Source organism: Serratia proteamaculans (assembly GCF_946227095.1).
GTDB classification, from domain to species: Bacteria; Pseudomonadota; Gammaproteobacteria; order Enterobacterales; family Enterobacteriaceae; genus Serratia; species Serratia proteamaculans_E.
The window spans coordinates 88,225-109,265 of record NZ_CAMISV010000015.1 but is presented as its reverse complement, the minus strand read 5'-3'; the positions used below and the strand labels follow the sequence as shown (position 1 = coordinate 109,265).

At 55.6% G+C, this 21,041-nt stretch carries 22 protein-coding genes; 13 read left to right on the top strand and 9 right to left on the bottom strand.

Features of this window, described 5'->3' with window-relative positions; translation table 11 throughout:
- Positions 1 to 65: 65 nt before the first annotated feature.
- Both OC597_RS23225 and OC597_RS23220 read left to right on the top strand, forming a co-directional pair.
- Entirely contained in the window at positions 66 to 1,700 is a 1,635-nt protein-coding gene (locus OC597_RS23225) for an isovaleryl-CoA dehydrogenase (protein WP_262210648.1), read from the top strand.
- 87 nt (positions 1,701 to 1,787) lie between these two features.
- Positions 1,788 to 2,186, top strand: a complete 399-nt coding sequence (locus OC597_RS23220; protein WP_261256867.1) for a DUF350 domain-containing protein — start codon at positions 1,788 to 1,790, stop codon at positions 2,184 to 2,186.
- On the opposite strand, the gene OC597_RS23215 is transcribed toward OC597_RS23220, so the two are convergent.
- Together OC597_RS23215 and bsmA are read right to left on the bottom strand one after the other, a co-directional pair.
- Positions 2,183 to 2,458 (bottom strand): YdgH/BhsA/McbA family protein, encoded by a 276-nt coding sequence (locus OC597_RS23215; RefSeq protein ID WP_261256869.1) that lies wholly within the window; start codon positions 2,456 to 2,458, stop codon positions 2,183 to 2,185. The two genes, OC597_RS23220 and OC597_RS23215, sit on opposite strands and share 4 nt — an antisense overlap.
- A 122-nt stretch (positions 2,459 to 2,580) precedes the next feature.
- On the bottom strand, positions 2,581 to 2,889 hold the full coding sequence (gene bsmA / locus OC597_RS23210; protein ID WP_261463935.1) for a biofilm peroxide resistance protein BsmA: 309 nt from the start codon (positions 2,887 to 2,889) through the stop codon (positions 2,581 to 2,583).
- 127 nt (positions 2,890 to 3,016) lie between these two features.
- On the opposite strand from bsmA, the gene yjfP reads away from it, so the two are divergent.
- Positions 3,017 to 3,769 (top strand): esterase, encoded by a 753-nt coding sequence (gene yjfP, locus OC597_RS23205; protein ID WP_261256871.1) that lies wholly within the window; start codon positions 3,017 to 3,019, stop codon positions 3,767 to 3,769.
- A 94-nt stretch (positions 3,770 to 3,863) separates the two neighbouring features.
- On the opposite strand, the gene OC597_RS23200 is transcribed toward yjfP, so the two are convergent.
- Complete coding sequence (locus OC597_RS23200) at positions 3,864 to 4,130, bottom strand: YdgH/BhsA/McbA family protein (protein WP_085119424.1); 267 nt, start codon at positions 4,128 to 4,130, stop codon at positions 3,864 to 3,866.
- A gap of 457 nt (positions 4,131 to 4,587) precedes the next feature.
- Here OC597_RS23200 and rpsF point away from each other — a divergent pair, with 457 nt between their 5' ends.
- From rpsF to OC597_RS23175, 5 genes are all read left to right on the top strand, one after another.
- The gene (rpsF, locus tag OC597_RS23195; protein ID WP_006317459.1) at positions 4,588 to 4,986 is read left to right on the top strand and encodes a 30S ribosomal protein S6; all 399 of its coding nucleotides are present in this window, start codon (positions 4,588 to 4,590) and stop codon (positions 4,984 to 4,986) included.
- 6 nt (positions 4,987 to 4,992) lie between these two features.
- The gene (priB, locus tag OC597_RS23190) at positions 4,993 to 5,310 is read left to right on the top strand and encodes a primosomal replication protein N (RefSeq protein ID WP_085119426.1); all 318 of its coding nucleotides are present in this window, start codon (positions 4,993 to 4,995) and stop codon (positions 5,308 to 5,310) included.
- 4 nt (positions 5,311 to 5,314) lie between these two features.
- The gene (gene rpsR / locus OC597_RS23185; RefSeq protein WP_002210155.1) at positions 5,315 to 5,542 is read left to right on the top strand and encodes a 30S ribosomal protein S18; all 228 of its coding nucleotides are present in this window, start codon (positions 5,315 to 5,317) and stop codon (positions 5,540 to 5,542) included.
- Between the two features lie 39 nt (positions 5,543 to 5,581).
- Positions 5,582 to 6,034 (top strand): 50S ribosomal protein L9, encoded by a 453-nt coding sequence (rplI, locus tag OC597_RS23180; protein ID WP_012004910.1) that lies wholly within the window; start codon positions 5,582 to 5,584, stop codon positions 6,032 to 6,034.
- A gap of 109 nt (positions 6,035 to 6,143) precedes the next feature.
- Positions 6,144 to 6,503: a DUF488 domain-containing protein gene (locus OC597_RS23175; protein ID WP_262210642.1), complete on the top strand. Its 360-nt coding sequence runs from the start codon at positions 6,144 to 6,146 to the stop codon at positions 6,501 to 6,503.
- On the opposite strand, the gene OC597_RS23170 is transcribed toward OC597_RS23175, so the two are convergent.
- On the bottom strand, positions 6,500 to 7,174 hold the full coding sequence (locus OC597_RS23170) for an OapA family protein (protein ID WP_085119430.1): 675 nt from the start codon (positions 7,172 to 7,174) through the stop codon (positions 6,500 to 6,502). The genes OC597_RS23175 and OC597_RS23170 overlap by 4 nt on opposite strands.
- Before the next feature lie 287 nt (positions 7,175 to 7,461).
- Between OC597_RS23170 and bamJ the strand changes: the two genes are divergently transcribed.
- Positions 7,462 to 8,082: a BamJ family beta-barrel-assembly machinery protein gene (gene bamJ, locus OC597_RS23165; protein WP_037423251.1), complete on the top strand. Its 621-nt coding sequence runs from the start codon at positions 7,462 to 7,464 to the stop codon at positions 8,080 to 8,082.
- A 43-nt stretch (positions 8,083 to 8,125) separates the two neighbouring features.
- Here bamJ and ytfE read toward each other — a convergent pair whose 3' ends face one another.
- Positions 8,126 to 8,791, bottom strand: coding sequence for an iron-sulfur cluster repair protein YtfE (ytfE, locus tag OC597_RS23160; RefSeq protein ID WP_261256881.1), 666 nt, complete (start codon positions 8,789 to 8,791; stop codon positions 8,126 to 8,128).
- 123 nt (positions 8,792 to 8,914) lie between these two features.
- Positions 8,915 to 10,867 (bottom strand): bifunctional 2',3'-cyclic-nucleotide 2'-phosphodiesterase/3'-nucleotidase, encoded by a 1,953-nt coding sequence (locus tag OC597_RS23155; protein ID WP_262210639.1) that lies wholly within the window; start codon positions 10,865 to 10,867, stop codon positions 8,915 to 8,917.
- A gap of 256 nt (positions 10,868 to 11,123) precedes the next feature.
- Here OC597_RS23155 and cysQ point away from each other — a divergent pair, with 256 nt between their 5' ends.
- Entirely contained in the window at positions 11,124 to 11,864 is a 741-nt protein-coding gene (gene cysQ, locus OC597_RS23150) for a 3'(2'),5'-bisphosphate nucleotidase CysQ (protein WP_261256887.1), read from the top strand.
- A gap of 1 nt (position 11,865) precedes the next feature.
- Here the strand turns inward: cysQ and OC597_RS23145 are convergent, their stop codons facing one another.
- On the bottom strand, positions 11,866 to 12,423 hold the full coding sequence (locus tag OC597_RS23145) for a YtfJ family protein (RefSeq protein ID WP_099064480.1): 558 nt from the start codon (positions 12,421 to 12,423) through the stop codon (positions 11,866 to 11,868).
- Between the two features lie 326 nt (positions 12,424 to 12,749).
- On the opposite strand from OC597_RS23145, the gene OC597_RS23140 reads away from it, so the two are divergent.
- Positions 12,750 to 12,956, top strand: coding sequence for a stringent response modulator YtfK (locus OC597_RS23140; protein ID WP_012004917.1), 207 nt, complete (start codon positions 12,750 to 12,752; stop codon positions 12,954 to 12,956).
- Positions 12,957 to 13,049: 93 nt separating this feature from the next.
- Here the strand turns inward: OC597_RS23140 and paeA are convergent, their stop codons facing one another.
- Positions 13,050 to 14,381: a polyamine export protein PaeA gene (gene paeA, locus OC597_RS23135; RefSeq protein ID WP_099064481.1), complete on the bottom strand. Its 1,332-nt coding sequence runs from the start codon at positions 14,379 to 14,381 to the stop codon at positions 13,050 to 13,052.
- Between the two features lie 177 nt (positions 14,382 to 14,558).
- Positions 14,559 to 15,200, bottom strand: coding sequence for a peptide-methionine (S)-S-oxide reductase MsrA (gene msrA, locus OC597_RS23130; RefSeq protein WP_410071726.1), 642 nt, complete (start codon positions 15,198 to 15,200; stop codon positions 14,559 to 14,561).
- A 287-nt stretch (positions 15,201 to 15,487) separates the two neighbouring features.
- Between msrA and tamA the strand changes: the two genes are divergently transcribed.
- Both tamA and tamB read left to right on the top strand, forming a co-directional pair.
- A complete protein-coding gene (gene tamA / locus OC597_RS23125; protein WP_262210636.1) occupies positions 15,488 to 17,224 on the top strand; it encodes an autotransporter assembly complex protein TamA in 1,737 nt (578 codons plus the stop codon).
- Positions 17,221 to 21,039: an autotransporter assembly complex protein TamB gene (gene tamB, locus OC597_RS23120; protein ID WP_262210634.1), complete on the top strand. Its 3,819-nt coding sequence runs from the start codon at positions 17,221 to 17,223 to the stop codon at positions 21,037 to 21,039. Before tamA ends, tamB begins: the two co-directional genes overlap by 4 nt.
- Positions 21,040 to 21,041: the final 2 nt, after the last annotated feature.

Genomic DNA, 21,041 nt, shown 5'->3' with positions numbered 1-21,041 from the left:
ACCTGCGGCAGAAATCCCCCTGACGACCATAATTACTCCTGACGCTTTTATCAGGGAGCAAGCCCATGGTCTGGAATACACACACCGTTTTTAACCAGCCGAAGCCACTGGGGAACAGTAATTTGTTCCTGTCCGATACGCCGCTGCATGAAGCGGTACAGCGCGAACAAGCCGGTTGGGATGTCGAGGTGCTGGCCTCGCTGGGCCAACAGTTGGGCACCCAGGAGTCACTGGAGCTGGGGCGACTGGCCAATGCCAATCCGCCGGAGCTGCTGCGCTATGATGCCACCGGCCAGCGGTTGGACGATGTCCGTTTCCATCCCGCCTGGCATATCCTGATGCAGGGGCTGATCGCCAACCGGGTGCATAACCTGCCGTGGCAGGAGGATGCCCGCATTGGTTCATTCGTGGCACGTGCAGCGCGCTTTGTACTGCATGCCCAGGTCGAAGCCGGCACCCTGTGTCCGGTGACCATGACTTTTGGCGCTATTCCACTGCTGCAGCGCTCATTACCTGCAGAATTCCAATCCTGGCTGACGCCGCTGCTTTCCGACCGTTACGATGCGCATTTGTTGCCCGGTGGGCAAAAGCGCGGTTTGTTGATAGGCATGGGGATGACTGAAAAGCAGGGCGGTTCCGACGTATTGAGCAATACCACCACCGCCAACCCGCTGGCGGCCCGGGGCACGGGGGAGGCTTACCGGCTGGTGGGACACAAATGGTTCTTCTCGGTGCCGCAGAGCGATGCGCATCTGGTGCTGGCGCAGGCCGAGGGCGGTCTGTCCTGCTTCTTTCTGCCGCGTATTTTGCCGGACGGCACGCGCAACGCCATACGGCTGGAACGGCTGAAGGATAAGCTGGGTAATCGCTCCAACGCCAGCGGTGAGGTGGAGTTCCAGGATGCCATCGCCTGGCTGGTGGGTGAGGAAGGGGACGGTGTGCGGCATATCCTGAAAATGGGCGGTCTGACGCGCTTTGACTGTGCGTTGGGCAGCCAGGGTTTGATGCGCCGCGCGTTGTCGGTGGCGCTGTACCACGCTCTGCAGCGGCAGGCGTTTGGCAAGCCTCTGATCGAGCAACCGATGATGCGCCAGGTATTGGCGCGGATGGCGCTGCGGCTGGAGGGGCAGACGGCGGCCTTGATGCGCCTGGCGCGAGCCTATGACAGCATTGGCGTCGAGGCCCCTTTGGAGCAGGCGCTGTGTCGGGTGATGACCCCGGCGGCGAAGTTTGAAGTCTGCCGACAAGGCATCCCTTTTGTTGGCGAAGCGATGGAGGCGTTGGGCGGTATTGGCTACTGTGAAGAGAGTGAGTTGCCACGGCTGTACCGGGAAATGCCGGTGAACAGCATCTGGGAAGGCTCCGGCAATATTATGTGTCTGGACGTGATGCGGGCCTGGGGAAAGCTGCCGGTGGTGCAGGAGGCGCTGGAGCTTGAGTTTGGCGAGGTCAGGGGACAGAACCGTCACTTTGATCACCAATGGCGACGGCTGCTCCAGTTGATGCGCAAACCTCAGGAAGAGCAGGGACGGGCGGTCACCGGCGCGTTATTCAATCTGTTCGCCGCAGCGCAGCTTCTGCGTTACAGTTCACCGCCGTTGGCGGAAGCCTGGTGTCAAATGATGCTTGATGCCCGTGGTGAACGAACATTACCAGACCGACTGTGCGAGACGCTGTTCGCCCGAGCGATGGGAGGCTAGGGAAAACAGTGGCGTTACAGCGGGAAAAGCTTTTTAATTCAGCACTTGGCCCGTAAGGGATACTGACCTCTGACCAGGAAACATGACATGGATATTCTCAGCGCGTTGGCGGCATTCGCCTCTTATTTCTTCAGTGGCTTTGCCATGGTTCTGGTATTTTTGTTTGTCTATACCCGCATTACGCCGCATGACGAATGGGCGTTGATCAAGGCCGACAACCAGTCAGCCGCCATTGGATTTGTCGGCGCCTGCCTGGGTTATGTGATCCCGCTGGCCAGTGCGGCGATCAACTCGGTCAGCCTGCTGGACTACCTGTTATGGGGCGTGGTGGCGTTGGTGGTACAACTGCTGCTGTTTGCGGCGGTGAAAATCTACATGCCGCGTATCAGCGACAAGATTGAGTCCAATCACGTGGCCGCCGGGATCTTCCTGGGGGGCGTGTCAGTCAGCGGCGGCGTGCTGAATGCGGCCTGTATGACCTACTAAAGATAGAGTATTGCCGAGGCGCGCCAGCCTGGCTGATGCGCCTGTTCTTCCAGCCGCAGGATCCGGTAATAGCTCGCGCCATGCTCATCAGCTTTGCGGGCAATCAATTGTTCTACATCCTGAGGTGAGCCAGACAGGTTATTCAGGGTGATTTCCGCAATTTCGCTGAGCGGCGTAACGCGGTCTGCGGGGGCCAATTCAGCGGACTGGGCGTTGGCGCTGAGTAACCCCATTGAAAGCAGGAGGGCGGTGAGAGCGGCGGAGCGTGTCATGGCGTTCCCCTTGGTCGGATCCTGGATCCACGCCCGCAGGCTGCGGCGCGCTGACCGCCAGTGTGCAACAGCCAACTTCAGTCTGTGCAAAGCCAATGTAAATCTTATTAAAACTCCAGCGTTTACCGGTACAGGATCGCCTGCGAATACCATTGGCCTGGAACCACGGTTTCACTGTTCATCATGATCATGTAATAGCGTGCTCCGCTGGCGTTGGCTTTCTTCTGAATTTCCGCCTCTACATCCATTGGGCTACCGCGGACCAGTGCGCTGGTGGTGCCTATTTTCACCAGACTGCCGGTTTGCGCCCGGGTGATCTCTTGCGCTTGTCCGGTAGGTGCCGGTGGGGCTTTTGGCGTAGTGGTCATCATGCCACAGGCGCTAAGTAGCGTGACCAGCGTCAGGGGCAGTAACAGGCGGGACGGTTTCATAAGCACCTCGGTATAGCGGATAGCATGATTTCAGTGTAACCCATTATAAATTGGAACAGATTAAGCTAATGCTTTTTAGCGCAAGTTTGCCATTATGAAGGCCGACAGCAACGCAGAGGGAAAACGGATGATTGAAATCTATGACGAGCGGGTGGGAGACATTGCGGTGATCCACGCGGTGCCTGCAGGGCAGTATCACCAACCGCTGCCGACGGTATTTTTCTACCATGGTTATACCTCGTCGAAAGAAGTCTACGCCTATTTTGCCTATGCCTTAGCCAAGGTCGGGTTTCGCGTGGTACTGCCGGATGCTGATCTGCACGGTGAGCGTTTTGATGGTGATGAACCGAAGCGGCTGGCCAGATTTTGGGAGATCCTCCGACGCAATATTGACGAGTTACCGGCACTGAAAGCGCATTTTGAGCAGCGTGGTCTGGTTGCCGAAGGGCGTATTGGCGTGGGCGGGGCGTCAATGGGCGGGATGACGACGCTGGGCAGCTTTGCCCGTTATCCGTGGGTGAAAGCGGCCGCCAGTCTGATGGGGGCCGGTTATTACACCTCCCTGGCGCAAACGCTGTTCCCGCCGCTGGATGAGCAGGGGGAGCCTTTGTCGCCCAGCGGCTTTGACGCACGCATTGCCGTGCTGGCGGATTACGGTCTGGAGCACCAGTTGGAAAAAATTGCCGATCGCCCACTGTTGCTGTGGCACGGTGAGGCAGACGATCTGGTACCGGTGGCGGAAAGCCTGCGGCTGGCGACTGAACTGCGCCAGAGCGGCTGGGACCGGCAATTGACGTTGCTTACTGAGCCGGGAGTCAAGCACCGTATTACGCCGCAGGCGCTCAGTGCCACCGCCGATTTCTTCGTGCAAACGTTGTAAAAAAAGCCCCCTGCATGCAGGGGGCTGATGGTGACTTGCGTATTTTAATTGACTGTTTTGGGCACGACTTGCTTCCCTGGTACTGCATTTTCACTTAGCGATACAGCTCGGCGCTGACGTGGATGGTGCTGTTGTTTTCAGGCTCATGCAGGGCAATGATCCGATAGGCGGTGGCACCGCGCTGATCGGCTATCTTGCTCACCTGGCTGGTGGCGTCATCCGGAGAGACCACATTCTGGTTCAGCGTGACGAATCCTACGCTCTGACGTTGGTCAGCCTGATGGGAAGTGATCTCGGTCGCGGCCATGACGTTGGCGGAAAACAGCAAAGCAATGGCGGTAGCGATGGTAATACGTTTCATAATTGCCTCTCTTAACTGTTTGCTTCAACGGCCTGACAGCCGATGCCAGTGCAGCAAAAAGTTATTTGCATGTATTGAATAACCTCAAATCTTTTTCGTCGCGCTGTCTGCGGCGGATAACTACAATTTTAGACCTTCCCGTCGGATTAAAAAGGCCGTCATTTTGATGACCTCTTTCAAAAAAAATGAATGAAATTCACGCGGCAGTGATGATTTCATTGAGGGATTTTTTGAACTGATGGATTTGTGTACATAGGTTTTGCTGACAGCAAATCGTGCTATTTTCGCATCCGCTTCGCATTACCGATAATAAGCCCCCTTCGACCCTTGAGTTTTTCAGCCTGCGCAAGTATGATTACGCGTCATTTTTTCAGCCGCACACACATACACGTTCCTTGCTTCCATGGGCCGCGGTTGACCCTGACAGGAGGCTGAATAATCCGTAAGGAGCAATTCGATGCGTCATTACGAAATCGTTTTTATGGTCCACCCTGACCAAAGCGAACAGGTTCCGGGCATGATCGAGCGTTACAGTGCTACTATCACTAACGCTGCTGGTCAGATTCACCGTCTGGAAGACTGGGGCCGCCGTCAACTGGCTTACCCGATCAACAAACTGCACAAAGCTCACTACGTTCTGCTGAACGTTGAAGCTCCGCAGGAAGCGATCGATGAGCTGGAAACTAACTTCCGCTTCAACGACGCCGTTATCCGCAGCATGGTTATGCGCGTTAAGCACGCGGTAACTGAAGCATCTCCGATGGTTAAAGCGAAAGACGAACGTCGTGGCGATCGCCGCGAAGACTTCGCTAACGAAACCGCAGATGATGCAGATGCTGGGGATTCTGAAGAGTAATTTACCGTGACGGCTAATCGGCTGACGTTGTCTGGCACTGTGTGCAAGACGCCGACGCGTAAAGTGAGCCCGTCAGGTATTCCACATTGCCAGTTCGTGCTTGAGCACCGTTCAGTGCAGGTGGAAGCCGGTTTTACCCGGCAAGCCTGGTGTCGTATGCCGGTGATTATCAGCGGCAAAGCCCATCAGGCCATTACTCAAAGTATAACGGTCGGTACGCCTCTCACCGTTTCAGGTTTCATTAGCAGCCATCAAGGGCGCAATGGACTGAACAAGACGGTGTTGCATGCCGAGCAGATTGAATTGATAGATTCTGGAGACTAGCCTAATGGCACGTTATTTCCGTCGTCGCAAGTTCTGCCGTTTCACAGCGGAAGGCGTTGTTGAGATCGATTACAAAGATATCGCAACGTTGAAAAACTACATTACCGAAAGCGGTAAAATTGTCCCGAGCCGTATTACCGGTACTCGTGCAAAATACCAGCGTCAGCTGGCTCGCTGCATCAAGCGCGCTCGCTACCTGTCCCTGCTGCCATACACTGATCGTCATCAGTAATCGGCCGCCGTCTATTAACGACTTTAAGAGGATAAGGTAATGCAAGTTATTCTGCTTGATAAAGTAGCAAACCTGGGCAGCCTGGGTGATCAAGTTAACGTTAAAGCGGGCTACGCCCGTAACTTCCTGGTACCACAGGGCAAAGCTGTTCCTGCTACCAAGAAAAACGTAGAGTTCTTCGAAGTACGCCGTGCAGAACTGGAAGCCAAACTGGCTGAAATTCTGACTGCTGCTGAAGCTCGCGCAACCAAGATCAACGAACTGGGTTCAGTCACCATCGCGTCTAAATCAGGCGACGAAGGTAAACTGTTCGGCTCTATCGGCACTCGCGACATCGCTGACGCAGTTACTGCGGCAGGCGTTGAAGTTGCCAAGAGCGAAGTTCGTCTGCCGAATGGCGTTCTGCGTACCACTGGTGAACACGAAGTTCAGTTCCAGGTACACAGCGACGTATTCGCACAGCTGAATGTAGTTGTGGTAGCAGAAGCTTAATCGCTGCTGCTCACCAAGTTAAAACGCCAGCCTTGTGCTGGCGTTTTGCTTTTCTGCGTCCGGCAAAACGCGTTACCCTGTTATCACCCTGGGTGAGGAGCGGTGGCAAATGGCAGAGATTAACCTACAGCGAGTGTATGACTTTACCGGCCCGGCACCGGAGAACTACTATCTGATTGATCGACTGTGGCCGCGAGGCGTCAGCAAGGAACGGTTGCAGGGCGTTCAGTGGCTAAAGCAGGTCGCACCGGATAATGCACTGCGGCAGTGGTTTCATCAGCATATCGAGCAGTGGGAAGAGTTTGAAAGCCGCTACCAACGGCAACTGGCGGAAAATGACGCTTGGCAGCCGCTGGTGGCGTTATTACGACAAGGGCAACCCATGACCTTGCTTTATGGCAGTAAAGACACACAGCACAACCATGGCGTCGTGCTGCGCGACTTTCTGTTGACGCAGTTAGCGAATTAACGCTCGCGGCGATAGCTGCCGTCAGCCTGGCGGCGGAATAGCACCTGGCTGTTATCTGCCGTAGTGACCGAAAGCGCGGTGATCACACCGTTGGTATCCCGTTCGATACGCACTTCCTGGCCGGCCTTCATATTGCTGAGTGGCTTGTCGTTGCCTTCCACCTGCGCCATGGCGAACACTTCGTTCACCGGCAGGCTGTTATCGCGGAACAGCTGCGCCAGCGTCTGGCCCGGCTGGATCTGGTAGCGTTGCCAGTTGCCCGCCGGTTCAGGTTCTGCGGCGTGCTGTTGCTGAGCGTCATTTTGCAGATCGGCCCGCAATGGGACGCTGTTATCCTGCTGAGTGACCGGGAAGGGCTGCCCGCTGTTTTCCGATGAATATGGCCACAACAGCGCCAGCAGCAGGATGATACCGAAAATCAGGGTCCAGCGGCGGTGAAAATAGGGTAATGGCTCCATCCAACCAAAACCGTCCGGCAGATGCCAGATCTTCAGCAGTAACGCTTTGATATTCTGTCCCTTACCCTTTTCCGGTGGTTGTTCTGAATCCGGATCTTCTACCGCCTCTGGCGCGGAGCCTGGTTTCAGGCGCTGGCTGAAGTTCAGCCAGGTGCGCAGTAATGGCTGGTAGACACGGGTGGTTTTCCTTCTCCTGGGCGAGATTCTGCCCATGGTGACCTCTCTTCAACGGCGTAAAATATCAGAGTACAAAAGGCTGTACCGACGGCCCGATGCCCTGCTTCCAGTATAACCCGCTAACTGATTGAAGTGAAAGGCAGCAGCAAACTCATGTCTGTTGCGGCAGGCGACTCGCCTGGGATCGCGTAAGCGGGCGTTAACAGAAGGTTATTGTTTCTTTTTCTACGACAAAAGTCATCATTCTCCACACAAGATTTTACCCGGCTTTGCGGCGCTGTTATGCTGCGCTTTCGACTTTTTACAGACTAAAGGAAAACCCCATGACAACCCCTTCTTTTGACAGCGTTGAAGCGCAAGCGAGTTACGGGATTGGTTTACAGGTCGGCCAGCAGTTGCAAGAGTCCGGTCTGGAAGGTTTACAACCGGAAGCTTTGCTGGCAGGTTTGCGTGACGCGCTGGAAGGGAATGCCCCGGCGGTTCCGGTAGACGTGGTTCACCGTGCCCTGCGTGAAATCCACGAACGTGCGGATGCCGTGCGTCGTGATCGTCAGCAGGCAATGGCCGTTGAAGGTCAGAAGTTCCTGGAAGATAACGCCAAGCGTGACGAAGTGACGCTGACCGAATCCGGTCTGCAGTTCTCCGTGCTGGAGCAGGGCAATGGCCCAATCCCGTCCCGTCAGGATCGCGTGCGTGTGCATTACACCGGTCGTTTGATTAACGGCGACGTGTTCGACAGCTCCGTAGAGCGTGGCCAACCGGCTGAGTTCCCGGTTAGCGGCGTGATCCCAGGCTGGATCGAAGCACTGACCCTGATGCCAGTTGGTTCCAAATGGCAGTTGTATATCCCACACGACCTGGCCTACGGCGAGCGTGGTGCAGGCGCATCCATCCCGCCATTCAGCGCGTTGGTGTTTGACGTAGAACTGCTGGAAATCCTGTAATCCTATAACAGGTTTCTCTGGGCGCCTTGCTGGCGCCCTTGTTTTATGCGCCGTTTAGCGCGCGGGGGAACAGCAGGTTGTTCTCCAGATTGATGTGTTCCATCAGGTCATCAATGAACTCGTCAATACCGCCATACAACGCCTGCCAGGTATTGCAGGCTCCTTCCGGTGGCGTCACGTTATTGGTGAGGAATTTCACCACTTCTAACTGCTCGCCCGCTTCATCATGCTCATGTTCCATTACCGAGATCGGCCCAGCCGCCTGGCGCCCCATACCCTGTCTGATCATCGGGAACAGGATCTGTTCTTCTTTCATCATATGATTTTCCAGATCCAGCCGGATCAGGTTCAGCTGTTTAGCCAGACCGCGTGGACAGGTGGGCTTGTCTGCGTGAACCCGTTCGACTTTTTCCGCCATCAGTACCAACTCGGCCAGTTGCTCGCGGTGCCGCTGATGGAAGCGTGGCAGGATATAGTCAATCACGTCGCCGAGCGGTGCCGTGCGCCAATCATGGCTTGGTTCCGGTGCGGCGGCGAGGGTGGCCAGTTCGTTTTCCAACTGCTCGATATCCAGCCCTTTACGCTCGGCGGCGCGTTGCAGAGTTTGTTTGCCCCCACAGCAGAAATCCAAATCGTTCAGGCGGAACAGGCGCGATGCCCGGGGAATGGCGATGGCGAGAGCGCCAAGGGATTGGTTACGGTAATCCATGGGAGTGCCTCTTTAAATGAAAGAATTTATAACATGTATTATAAATGCAATTTAAAGCTCGCACCAGAGAGTAAAAGGAGTAGATGGCCAAGGGAAGGTGGCTTCCCCCGGCCTACTGCTTATTTATTTACGGCTTAAATCAATCTGATAAACCGCAAAGCCGACGCTGTCTGTCCCTTCGGCTTTCATCGGGTATTGGGCATGCGCTTTGATAAACGCAGTGGCTTTGTCACTCGGTGAAGTTTCGAAGCGGATATCCAGTGGCTGCGGGCTACTGAACGTCGCCAGGCGCCAGTTATTATCCACCTGTGGCCGTACCGCACCATGCCGTTGGGTTTCAGCGCTGATATAAGCCGCCAGTACCGAGCGGTTCTCATCCGGTGAAGCGAAGGCAATGTGTTGATCGCCGGTCCCCGCAAACTTGCCGCCGTAGGCGCGATAGTTATTGGTGGCAACCAGGAAGGTGGCTTTCGGATCGATCGGCTTGCCTTTGAACGTCAGATCCTTAATGCGCTCGGCCTGGTCGTTGATCAACTGACATTCGCCGTCGTAACGCGCCGGTTGGCTGACGTCGACCTGATAATTAACCCCATCAATCACATCGAAGTTATAGGTGCGGAAACCGTCCCAGTTGATCAGGCCCTGGGGCTTGCTGCTGTTAACGTCGATCTGGTTGAACTGCCCGGCGGAACACTCCAGCCATTCTTTCACCTCTTTGCCACTGGCCTTCACCACCACCAGCGTATTGGGGTAAAGGTAGAGATCGGACGCGTTACGGAAGGTGAGCTGACCTTTTTCCACTTCAACGAAGCTGGCCGGATCGTTCTTGCGCCCACCCACCTTGAACGGTGCCGCAGCCGACAGCACCGGCAGATCGGCCAAATCCGGATCGCCCTGAATATAGTGCTCGACGTAGGCTTTCTGAGCGTTATTCACGATTTGCACTGTCGGATCATCCTGCACCAGCGCCAGATAGCTGTACATGTTGTCGTCAGCCTTGCCGACTGGCTTGCTGACGAAGTCCCGCGTGCCTTTATGATCTTCTGCCAACACTTTCACCAGATTGGCGTCTTCCGCTGCCAGCGATTTCTTGTTCTCTTTGTCGTAAATCGGCCGTGCTTGCGCCTTGGCTGCCGTGACTTTCCAGGTGCCACTGTCGTTATTCAATTGCAGATCGACCACGCCGAGGTGATCGCCCCACTGGCCCGGCATCACCGCCGGTATGCCGTTTAGCGTACCCTGTGTGATGTCAGCCCCTTTGATATTGGCGAAGTCCTTACTTGGGAACACCGCGTGAGCATGGCCGAACATGATGGCGTCGATGCCCGGTACCTGGCTGAGGTAGTACACCGAGTTTTCCGCCATGGCCTTATAGGGCTCGCTGGACAGGCCGGAGTGCGGGATAGCGACGACCAGATCGGCGCCCTGTTTGCGCATTTCCGGCACGTAGCGTTTAGCCGTTTCGGTGATGTCATTGACGGTGACCTTGCCCTGCAGATTGGCTTTATCCCACACCAGGATCTGCGGCGGTACAAAGCCGATATAACCGATACGTAAACTATGTTCTTGGCCGTCACGGTCTTTTACCGGCGTATCGACGATAATGTAAGGAGTGAACAGCGGTTTCTGCGTTTTAGCATCGATCACGTTGGCGTTGATGTACGGGAATTTGGCACCGGCGATGGCGTTTTTCAGGTAGTCGAGCCCGTAGTTGAACTCATGGTTACCGATATTGCCGACCACATAGTTCAGGGTATTCATCGCCTTATATACCGGGTGCACATCACCGGGTTTCAGGCCCTTGGCCGCCATATAATCGCCGAGCGGGCTGCCCTGAATAATGTCGCCGTTGTCCACCAGTACCGTATTGGCGGCCTGCTGGCGGGCCTGTTCAATCAGGCTGGCGGTGCGAACCAGGCCGAATTTATCGGTCGGTTTATCCTTGTAGTAATCAAAGTCCATCATGTTGCTGTGCAGGTCAGTGGTTTCCAGCACGCGCAGATCGACCGTTGCCGCCTGCGCCGAGGCGCAAACCAGTACAGCGAGGGCAGACAACGTCAGCGGACGCTTCATCATTGTTGGCTTTCTCCATTCCATTTTTCGAGTTTTATCGCAGAGGGACATGTAATTAACATTGGTCGTCTCACCAAACTGTGAAGTGTGGCAGAAAATTAGCCGAGGGAACGCAGGAAATGTCACAGTTGTGACGGCAAAGACTTGAACGATAACCGCAGGTTAAATCGTTGTGATGGATATTCCATGCAAAAAAAACTAGGCTACTAGCAATGAGAAAGGGGAAATGACCCACGGAACTGCCTATCTGAGGTGAATGATGTTAGAGCAAATTTGCCAACTGTCCCGCGAGGCGGGCGCGGCAATCATGGCGGTGTATGACGGTGAACAGCCGCTTGATGTCGCACAGAAAAAAGATGACTCCCCGGTGACTGCGGCCGATCTGGCAGCGCACCACATAATCAAACGTGGCCTGGCGGCACTGACGCCGGAAATCCCCTTGCTGTCGGAGGAAGATCCCCCAGCCTGGGAAGTACGGCAGAATTGGACGCGCTACTGGCTGGTCGATCCGCTGGACGGCACCAAGGAATTCCTTAATCGTAACGGCGAATTTACGGTAAATATCGCGCTGATAGAAGACGGTGAGGCGGTGATGGGCGTGGTGTATGCCCCGGCGATCGACGTGCTGTATCTGGCCGAGCGCGGTAAAGCCTGGAAAGAAGAAAAGGGTCAGCGTCAGGTGATTGGCGTCAGTAATGCCAATCCGCCGCTGGTGGTGGTGAGCCGTTCGCACAGTGATGAAGAACTGAAGGATTACCTGAAACAGTTGGGGGAGCATCAGACCGTTTCTGTCGGCTCCTCGCTGAAGTTCTGCCTGGTGGCAGAAGGTAAAGCGCAGCTTTACCCACGTTTTGGGCCCACCAATATTTGGGATACCGCTGCCGGTCACGCAGTCGCGGTGGCAGCCGGGGCGCAGATCCACGATTGGCAGGGCAGACCGCTGCTCTATACACCGCGTGAATCTTTCCTCAACCCCGGCTTCCGGGTCTCGCTGTTCTAAATCAGTTCGCCAGGAGCTGGTGCAGTTGGGTCATCACCTGCTGCACCTCTTCCGGCGTCAGCGCGCCGTCTTTGGCGAACTGGATCCTGCCTTGCTTATCCAGTACCACAATGGCTGAACCCTTCGGCTGCAGATCCCAGGCTTTGCGCACGTTGCCGTTGCTGTCGACCACAAACTGCGACCAGGGGAACTCTTTCTTGCTGTCTTCAATGCTGCTGCGGACAAACATCGCGGTGCCGAGCAGAGCATCATCGGTATTCACGATTGTCGTCGTTTGGTAACGATCGTGCGGTAGCTTGGCTTTCTTAATCGCTTCTATCAGTGGGTCGTTCATGTCTTTGGCGGAGCTGCGCCCGGCAATATGCTGGATGACTCGCACTTTCCCACTGAGCTGCGCGCTATTCCAGTTTTGATAGCTAAACTTATCATTAGCGTAGTTCAACTCCCCCTTGTCGCTGACGCCAATCGGCGCGACGCGTTGCTGGAGCTGGAAGTTGTGCGCAGAGGCCAAAAGGGGTGCAAACAGCAGGGATACAATGAGCATGTGACTTTTTTTCATGCCTTCTCCTTGAAGGGGAAACGGTGCCGACAGCACCCGACAGCCTAAAGCATAGGTGGTGATCGGAGGTCTGTCCTGTTAGCCGGATCTCAGTTCTTTCTTCTGGCCGCTAATACCTGGATTTTGAAGGGATATACTGAAAAAGTTATATATAATCATATACAATTCTGTCAAAAAGTGTAAATCCAGTGAAGATCTCCGGGCAGAAGTGAACGATATAGTCTTTACTAGGTCTACTACATGGCAATCAAGTTGCGTTCTTACTTTAGAGGCTGCCACCTTGGCGGCTCGCTGAGCGCATGGACCAAACGGAGGAGAGTAATAGAATGAGAATCTTCCAGCGTTATAATCCGTTGAAAGTGGCGAAGTACGTAAAGACCCTGTTTCGTGGCAGGCTGTATATCAAAGATGTAGGCGCGTTCGAATTCGATGAAGGGAAAATCCTGCTACCGAAAATTCGTGACCGGCGCCACTTCAGCGTGATGTCAGAGGTCAATCGTCAGGTGCTGTTACTGCAGACTGAGATGGGTTGATAGACTACCTTCATAGGGTAATAGTTAGAGCACCTGCAAAAGCTAAAATAATTGCGGCCCCGATGGGGCCGCTGACGTTTTTATCGCTTGGGATCAGGCTGCGGGGTTTTCTTCCGGTGCCTTCGGCAGTACCGACGCCGGTTTGTCGCTCAGCCGGGTCACCAACAGCTGGTCAATCTTGTAGCTGTCGATGTCGACCACTTCAAACTTGTAGCCGGCATATTTCACGAAGTCGGTGCGTTTCGGGATTTTGCGCAGCATGTACATCATAAAGCCGCCGATGGTTTCGTAGTTGCCCGCCTGCGGGAACTCATCAATGTGCAGGACACGCATCACATCGTCGATCGGCGTACCGCCCTCAATCAGCCATGAGCTCTCATCACGCGCCACGATCTGCTCTTCCTGGCCCTGGCCCACCAGATCGCCCATCAGCGTGGTCATCACGTCATTCAGGGTGATGATACCCACGACCAACGCATATTCATTGAGAATAACCGCAAAGTCTTCACCGGCGGTTTTAAAGCTTTCCAGCGCTTCGGACAGCGTCAGGGTATCCGGCACGATCAGCGCCGAACGGATCTGCACGCCGCTGCTCAGTACCAGGCTCTGATTGCCCAGAACGCGGTTCAGCAGGTCTTTGGAGTCCACATAGCCGACTACCTGATCGATATTGCCGTCACACACCAGGAACTTGGAGTGCGGATGGGTCGAGACCTTTTGGATAATGCTTTCTTCGGTCTCACGCAGATCGAAGTAAACCACGCTTTCACGCGAGGTCATCGACGAAGGCACGGTACGTGATTCCAGTTCGAACACGTTTTCAATCAGCTCATGTTCCTGCTTACGCAGCACGCCCGCCAGAGCTCCGGCTTCCACCACCGCATAGATGTCGTCAGAGGTGATGTCATCTTTACGCACCATCGGCAGTTTGAACAGGCGGAAGATCAGGTTTGCCATGCCGTTAAAGAACCACACCAGCGGCCGGAAAATCATGATCGAGAAACGCATCGGGTTGATGATCCGGACGGCAAACGTCTCTGGTGCAATCATACCGATGCGCTTCGGGGTCAAATCTGCGAACAGGATAAACAGGCTGGTCACCAGCACGAACGAACAGATGAAGCTTGCCTGCTCTGCCAGTTCAGGCGACAGGAAACGGTCGAAAATCGGTTGGAAAGTGGGGGAAAAGGCTGCATCGCCAACGATACCGCCGAGAATTGCCACGGCGTTCAGGCCAATCTGCACCACGGTAAAATACAACCCCGGGGTTTCCTGCAGTTTGAGGACTTTGGCGGCATTGACGTTACCTTCGTCAGCCATCAGTTTCAGTTTAATCTTGCGTGACGCGGCCAGAGAAATTTCCGACAGTGAGAAAAACGCACTCACTGCGATCAGAAAAAGAATCAGTAAAATACTGTTTAACATAATCTATCCATACGTGCCGACGGGATGACGGCGCTCTTGAGGAAGGGTAGTACATTGTAAAAAAAGTAGCGATAACAACCAGAAAGAAGGTTATCGGGCCGCAGAAGCGGCCCGCACAGTATAGCAGCAGCCCTACAGGGGCCGCCAGCGGTTAAAAAATTACCGTCAATCGGTGTCTTAGCCCTGGGGTGGCAAGCACACGCCGATACCGCCCAGACCACAGTACCCTTCCGGATTCTTGTACAGATACTGCTGGTGGTCGTCTTCCGCATAGTAGAACGGCAGTGCCGGTGCCACTTCGGTGGTGATGGTGCGTTTATCGCCGGCCTCGTTCATCGCCTGCTGGAAACGCTGCAGGCTGCTTTCCGCCTCGGCCTGCTGCTCTGGTGTCAGCGTATAAATCGCTGAGCGGTACTGGGTGCCGACGTCACCGCCCTGACGCATACCCTGCGCCGGGTCGTGGTTCTCCCAAAACACCTGCAGCAACTGTTTATAGCTGATGATTTTCGGGTCGAATACCACACGCACCACTTCGGTGTGACCGGTCTGGCCGCTGCACACTTCGCGGTAGGTTGGGTTTGGCGTATAGCCACCGCTGTAGCCGGCTGCGGTGCTGTAGACGCCCTGCTGCTGCCAGAACAGGCGCTCTACACCCCAGAAACAGCCCATGGCGAAGATCGCCACCGCCATACCGTCCGGCACCTGGGTCATTGAATGATCGGTGACCACGTTGAGTGTGGCAACCGGCATGGGGGTGGTGCGGCCAGGCAGTGAGTTTGCCTTGTCGACGGTTTGTGTTTTATCAAAAAATGGCACCACGGTTGACTCCTGTTGTCACAGTAAGAATTGACCTAAGTCGCGGCAGTTAAGTTGTATCTAACCGCAACTTTGCCCACAATAAGCTACATATTGGGATTATGTATCAGCTTAACGCAGTATTTAGAGCGCCAAAAGATAAGAATGCGCCAGTTTACTGCGGCAGTAAAACCGTAACATGCAGCGTCTGGAATCATGCTGAAAAGGGCTGCCGTCTTGATAGCGCGGAGTAGGCCCTGGCCCCAGAGTGAGTGTTATTACAGGAAAGTAAAATAAATTAAGGAGAACGCGTGCCACGATACCGTGCCCTGTGCTTTTTGTGTGCGCTGCTCGCCACGCCTGCGGCGTATTCGGCGAATGTGCGGCTGCAGGTTGAAGGACTTAGTGGGGAACTGGAAAAAAACGTCCGGGTGCGTCTGTCGTCCATCACGCCGGAAGAGGTCAGCACGGATGGCCGCTTTCGCGCCCGTGTGGATGAAGCCGTCCGTCAGGGCCTGCGAGCGCTCGGCTATTATGAGCCAACCATCGACTTTACGCTGGATGACCGGCCAGGGTTGGCTCGTCCGGTGCTGCACGCCAAGGTTAACCCAGGTGAGCCGGTGCGAATTGCCGGTGCCAATATCGTGCTGGAAGGCGGTGCGAAAACCGATGAAGACTATCTGACGCTGGTCAAGAAAGGCAAGCCGACGATAGGGGAGATCCTCAATCACGGTAAATATGACAGCTTTAAAGGTTCGCTGACCGGCCTGGCATTGCGTAAAGGCTATTTCGATGCCGATATGACCAAGAGCCAGCTCGGCGTGGCGGAAGATCTGCATAAGGCCTATTGGGACATCGATTTCAACAGTGGGCAGCGTTACCGCTTCGGCCAGGTGAAGTTCACCGGCTCGCAAATCCGTGAAGACTATCTGCAAAATCTGGTGCCCTTTCATCAGGGGGGTTATTACAGTTCGGAGGATTTGGCCGAGCTGAATCGCCGTTTGTCCGCCACTAACTGGTTTAACTCGGTGGTGGTGTCCCCTGATTTCCAAGATGCCAAAGAGAACAAGATTTTGCCGTTAGATGCGTTGGTGTCACCGCGCACTCGTAATACCATCGAAACCGGGGTGGGTTATTCCACCGACGTCGGTCCCCGGATCAAAGGCACCTGGAAAAAGCCGTGGCTTAATGACCGCGGCCACAGTCTGGAAACCAGCGCCAGCATTTCGGCTCCGGAGCAGCAGCTTGATTTGACCTATAAAATCCCGTTATTGAAGAACCCGCTGGAGCAGTACTACCTGCTGCAGGGCGGCTTCAAGAACGTCGATCTCAACGATACCAAGTCCGTCACCTCAAAAGCGGTGGTTTCCCGTAACTGGGATCTCTCCAGCGGCTGGCAACGGGCGTTGAACCTGACCTGGCGTCTTGACCACTTTACTCAGGGTAACGTCACCAACACCACCATGCTGCTGTACCCGGGCGTCAGCGTTAACCGTACCCGCTCGCGCGGCGGCCTGATGCCAACCTGGGGGGACAGTCAGCGTTATTCTATCGATGTGTCCGACAGCACCTGGGGCTCCGACGTGGACTTTGCGCTGATGCAGGCGCAGAACGTCTGGATCCGTACGCTGGCTGACAAGCACCGTTTTGTCGCGCGTGGGCAGGTGGGCTGGATCGAAACCAACGACTTTGAAAGGGTACCGCCGGATCTGCGATTCTTCGCCGGTGGTGACCGCAGTATCCGCGGCTATAAGTACAAGGGCATTTCACCCCGTGATGATGACGGCAAGCTGACCGGCGCCTCCAAAATGCTGACCGGCTCGCTGGAGTATCAATACAACGTGACCGGCAAATGGTGGGGCGCGGTGTTTGTCGATTCCGGCGAGGCGGTGAACGATATCAAGCAGAGCGACTTTAAGACCGGTGCCGGCTTCGGCGTGCGCTGGCAGTCACCTGTTGGCCCGGTGAAGCTGGATATTGCCGCCCCGGTGGGGGATAAAGACACCCACGGGGTGCAGTTCTATATTGGTTTGGGGCCTGAACTATGAGCCTGATAAAAAAGATTTGTCTCGGATTTCTGATTGTCCTGCTGTTGCTGATCGGCGGCGTTGCATACCTGCTCGGGACCACCAGTGGCCTGCATTTGGTTATCAACAGTGCGGCGCGCTGGGTGCCGGGGCTGGATATTGCCAGCGTCACTGGCGGCTGGCGTGACCTGACGCTGAAAGGCGTGAAATACCAGATGCCGGGCGTGACGGTGAATGCCGGACAGTTCCATCTGTCGCTCGATCTGGCCTGTTTTAAAAACAGTTCGCTGTGTGTCAATGCTCTGACCGCACAGGACGTGGACGTGGTGGTGAAAACTAAAGAAATGACGCCGTCCGCGCCGGTGGCAGAAACCAGCGAGCCGACCACCAACCTGAGTACGCCATATCCGATTACCCTGCGGATGCTGGCGTTGAACAACGTTAAGGTCAGCGTAGACGATACGGCTATTTCCCTTAGCGAGTTCCGTACCGGTGCACAGTGGCAAGAGCGCGCGCTGACCTTATTGCCAACCAAAATCAGCGGCTTGCTGATTGCCCTGCCGAAAACCCCACAGAACCCGTTACCGGAAGCGGTACAACCGGTGGTCGAGGTGGCGAAAAAGGTAGAGGAAAAAGCCAGTCAGGGCGCGAAGCCAGCACCACAACCGGAAGAGAAGCCGCTGGGTGAAACACTGAAAGCCCTGTTCGCCAAGCCACTGCTGCCGGATTTACCGGACATTCGCCTGCCGCTGGATATCACCGTCAAGGAGATCAGCGGTGAACAACTGCGGTTGACCGGTGACACCGACGTGCTGATCACCAGCCTGTTGCTGCAGGCCAGCACTCTGGATCAGCATATCAAGCTGGACAATTTCGATGTCAAATCCCCACAAGGCACGCTGTCGGCACAGGGGCAGGCCACACTGACGGGCACCTGGCCGGTGGAGATGGTGGCGAATAGCACGCTGAACATCGATCCGCTGAAGGGTGAAAAGGTCAAACTGAACATCGGCGGTGGGCTGCGTGAAGAACTGAAGGTAGCGCTCAACCTGTCCGGTCCGGTCGGCGCGCAGCTTGATCTGCAAACCCAACTGGCCGAAGTCGGTTTACCGCTGGCGCTGACGCTACAAAGCAAGCAGCTGAAATGGCCGCTGAGCGGCGAATCGCAGTACCAGATCAATGATTTCCGCCTGCGCTTTAACGGCAAGGCAACCGACTATGCGTTGTCGACCCGCGCCAATATCAAAGGCCAGGACTTGCCACCGGCGGTGTTGACGCTGGACGGCAAAGGCAACGTTGAACAGTTCAAACTGGATCGCCTGCGTTTGGCGGCCTTGCAGGGCAATACCGATCTGACTGCGTTGGTGGACTGGAGCAAGGCCATCAGTTGGAATTCACAGCTGACGCTGAGCGGTATCAATACCGCCAAACAGTGGCCGGAATGGCCGGCGAAGCTGGACGGCAAAATCACCACCCGCGGCAGTCTGCACGGTGGCAGTTGGCAATTACAGGTGCCGGTGTTACAGCTCGACGGTAACGTGAAGCAAAACAAGGTCACCGCGCGCGGTACGCTCAGTGGTAACGCTGCCGGCCAGTGGAAAATTCCGGGTATCGATCTGACCCTGGGACGTAACCAACTGAACGTCAAAGGTCAGTTGGACGAGAAGAGTTGGAACCTGGATGCGAACATCGACGCACCGCGTCTGGACGGCGCACTGCCAGGATTGGGCGGTACGGCGAAAGGCCTGCTGAAACTGCGCGGTAACCTGCAGGCACCTCAGTTGCTGGCCGATCTGACCGCTTCCGGCCTGCAGTGGCAGGCGCTGCGTATCAACCGGGTGAAAATTGACGGTGACGTGCGCTCCAGCGACCAGATCCAAGGGCAGTTGGCGGTACGCGTCGAACAACTGAAACAGGATGCGTTGGACATCAGCCTGCTTCAGCTTACTGCCAAAGGCAGTGAGAAGCAGCATCAGCTGCAACTGAAAATTGACGGCAAACCGGTCTCCGGTCAGTTGGCGCTGCAGGGCAGTTTTGATCGCCAACAGCAACGCTGGCGTGGCAACCTGAACAATACTCGCTTCGATACCCCGGTGGGGGAATGGCGGTTAACCCGTGACATCGCGCTTGATTACCTGAATACCGCACAGAAAATCAGCATCGGGCCACATTGCTGGCAGAACCCGAATGCCGAACTTTGCGTACCGAAAACCATCGAAGCCGGCCAGAGCGGTCAGGCCAGCGTGGTGTTGAACCGCTTTGATCTGGCGATGATCAAACCTTTCCTCGGGCCGGAAACGGCGCTGAGCGGCGTGTTCACCGGGCGGGCGGACGTGAGCTGGAAACCGGGTGGTGCGCTGCCGGAGGCGAAAGTCTCGCTGGTGGGCAACGGGGTGAAGGTGGTACAGCAGGTGCAGGGTAATGCGCTGCCGATTGCCTTCGACAAGCTGAACCTTAACGCCGGCCTCGCCAATGGTCGTGCACAGGCCGACTGGCTGATCAAGTTGACGAACAATGGTCAGTTTGACGGTAGCGTACAGATTGCCGATCCGCAGGTACGCCGCAATATCAGCGGTAACGTCAACATCACCAACATTTCACTGGCGATGATTAACCCGGCGCTGATGCAAGGGGAGAAAGCCGCGGGCATGCTGAATGCCAACCTGCGCCTGGGCGGCAGCGCGCAGAAACCTTTGGTGTATGGCCGCATGGCGTTGGACAAGGTCGATATCGACGGTCACTGGATGCCGTTTGACATGACCGAAGGTCGCCTGGCGATGAACTTTGACGGCATGACCTCGACGCTGGAAGGGCTGGTCAGTACCACCCACGGTCAGCTTAATCTGTCCGGTGACGCTGACTGGCGCGACATCAACGCCTGGCGTGCGCGTATCGCCGCCAAGGGCGATAAATTGCGGGTGACGGTGCCGCCGATGATCCGTATCGATGTATCACCGGATCTGATCTTCGAGGCGACGCCGCAGCTGTTCTCACTCAATGGTTCGGTCGACATTCCGTGGGCGCGTATTACGGTACAAGATCTGCCGGAAAGCGCGGTCGGCGTCTCTTCCGATGAAGTGATGCTGGATGACCAACTTAAACCGATACAACCAAAAACGGCTTCGATCCCGATCAACAGCAACCTGATGATCCACGTTGGCAACGATGTGCGCCTGGATGCCTTTGGTCTGAAGGCCCGGTTGAAGGGCGATCTGAAAGTGGTGCAGGATAAGAATGGCCTGGGCTTGAACGGCCAGATTGACATCCCTTCCGGTCGCTTCCATGCTTATGGTCAGGATTTGATCGTTCGCAAGGGCCAACTGATGTTCTCTGGGCCGCCGGATCAGCCGTTGCTGAATCTTGAGGCGATCCGTAATCCGGACTCTACCGAAGACGACGTCACCGCAGGGGTGCGGGTCACCGGGTTGGCGGATGCACCGAAGCTGGAAGTATTCTCGGATCCGGCCAAATCCCAGCAGGAAGCGCTGTCTTATCTGCTGCGCGGACAGGGATTGGGCAGTTCCGGCGCAGATGGCAACGCAATGACCTCAATGTTAATTGGGATGGGGGTTGCACAAAGTGGTCAACTTGTGGGTAAAATCGGCGAGGCGTTTGGCGTAAGTAATTTGGCCCTGGATACTCAGGGGGTTGGCGACAGTTCCCAGGTTGTCGTGAGTGGTTATGTTCTCCCAGGCTTACAAGTAAAATATGGGGTGGGTATTTTCGACTCGCTGGCCACGCTGACGTTACGTTACCGCCTGATGCCTAAATTGTATCTTGAAGCGGTGTCTGGTCTCGACCAGGCATTAGATTTGCTCTATCAGTTTGAGTTTTAGCG

Excerpts from the sequence above, each read along its gene's own strand:
- tamB (WP_262210634.1), top strand. The coding sequence starts at position 17,221 with ATGAGCCTGATAAAAAAGATTTGTCTCGGATTTCTGATTGTCCTGCTG.
- bsmA (WP_261463935.1), bottom strand. The coding sequence starts at position 2,889 with ATGAAACCGTCCCGCCTGTTACTGCCCCTGACGCTGGTCACGCTACTT.
- OC597_RS23145 (WP_099064480.1), bottom strand. The coding sequence starts at position 12,423 with ATGAAAAAAAGTCACATGCTCATTGTATCCCTGCTGTTTGCACCCCTT.
- OC597_RS23175 (WP_262210642.1), top strand. The coding sequence starts at position 6,144 with ATGGCAGAGATTAACCTACAGCGAGTGTATGACTTTACCGGCCCGGCA.
- yjfP (WP_261256871.1), top strand. The coding sequence starts at position 3,017 with ATGATTGAAATCTATGACGAGCGGGTGGGAGACATTGCGGTGATCCAC.
- ytfE (WP_261256881.1), bottom strand. The coding sequence starts at position 8,791 with ATGGATTACCGTAACCAATCCCTTGGCGCTCTCGCCATCGCCATTCCC.
- bamJ (WP_037423251.1), top strand. The coding sequence starts at position 7,462 with ATGACAACCCCTTCTTTTGACAGCGTTGAAGCGCAAGCGAGTTACGGG.
- OC597_RS23225 (WP_262210648.1), top strand. The coding sequence starts at position 66 with ATGGTCTGGAATACACACACCGTTTTTAACCAGCCGAAGCCACTGGGG.
- rpsR (WP_002210155.1), top strand. The coding sequence starts at position 5,315 with ATGGCACGTTATTTCCGTCGTCGCAAGTTCTGCCGTTTCACAGCGGAA.
- OC597_RS23140 (WP_012004917.1), top strand. The coding sequence starts at position 12,750 with ATGAGAATCTTCCAGCGTTATAATCCGTTGAAAGTGGCGAAGTACGTA.
- OC597_RS23170 (WP_085119430.1), bottom strand. The coding sequence starts at position 7,174 with ATGGGCAGAATCTCGCCCAGGAGAAGGAAAACCACCCGTGTCTACCAG.
- OC597_RS23220 (WP_261256867.1), top strand. The coding sequence starts at position 1,788 with ATGGATATTCTCAGCGCGTTGGCGGCATTCGCCTCTTATTTCTTCAGT.
- rplI (WP_012004910.1), top strand. The coding sequence starts at position 5,582 with ATGCAAGTTATTCTGCTTGATAAAGTAGCAAACCTGGGCAGCCTGGGT.
- cysQ (WP_261256887.1), top strand. The coding sequence starts at position 11,124 with ATGTTAGAGCAAATTTGCCAACTGTCCCGCGAGGCGGGCGCGGCAATC.
- OC597_RS23155 (WP_262210639.1), bottom strand. The coding sequence starts at position 10,867 with ATGATGAAGCGTCCGCTGACGTTGTCTGCCCTCGCTGTACTGGTTTGC.
- OC597_RS23215 (WP_261256869.1), bottom strand. The coding sequence starts at position 2,458 with ATGACACGCTCCGCCGCTCTCACCGCCCTCCTGCTTTCAATGGGGTTA.
- rpsF (WP_006317459.1), top strand. The coding sequence starts at position 4,588 with ATGCGTCATTACGAAATCGTTTTTATGGTCCACCCTGACCAAAGCGAA.
- paeA (WP_099064481.1), bottom strand. The coding sequence starts at position 14,381 with ATGTTAAACAGTATTTTACTGATTCTTTTTCTGATCGCAGTGAGTGCG.
- OC597_RS23200 (WP_085119424.1), bottom strand. The coding sequence starts at position 4,130 with ATGAAACGTATTACCATCGCTACCGCCATTGCTTTGCTGTTTTCCGCC.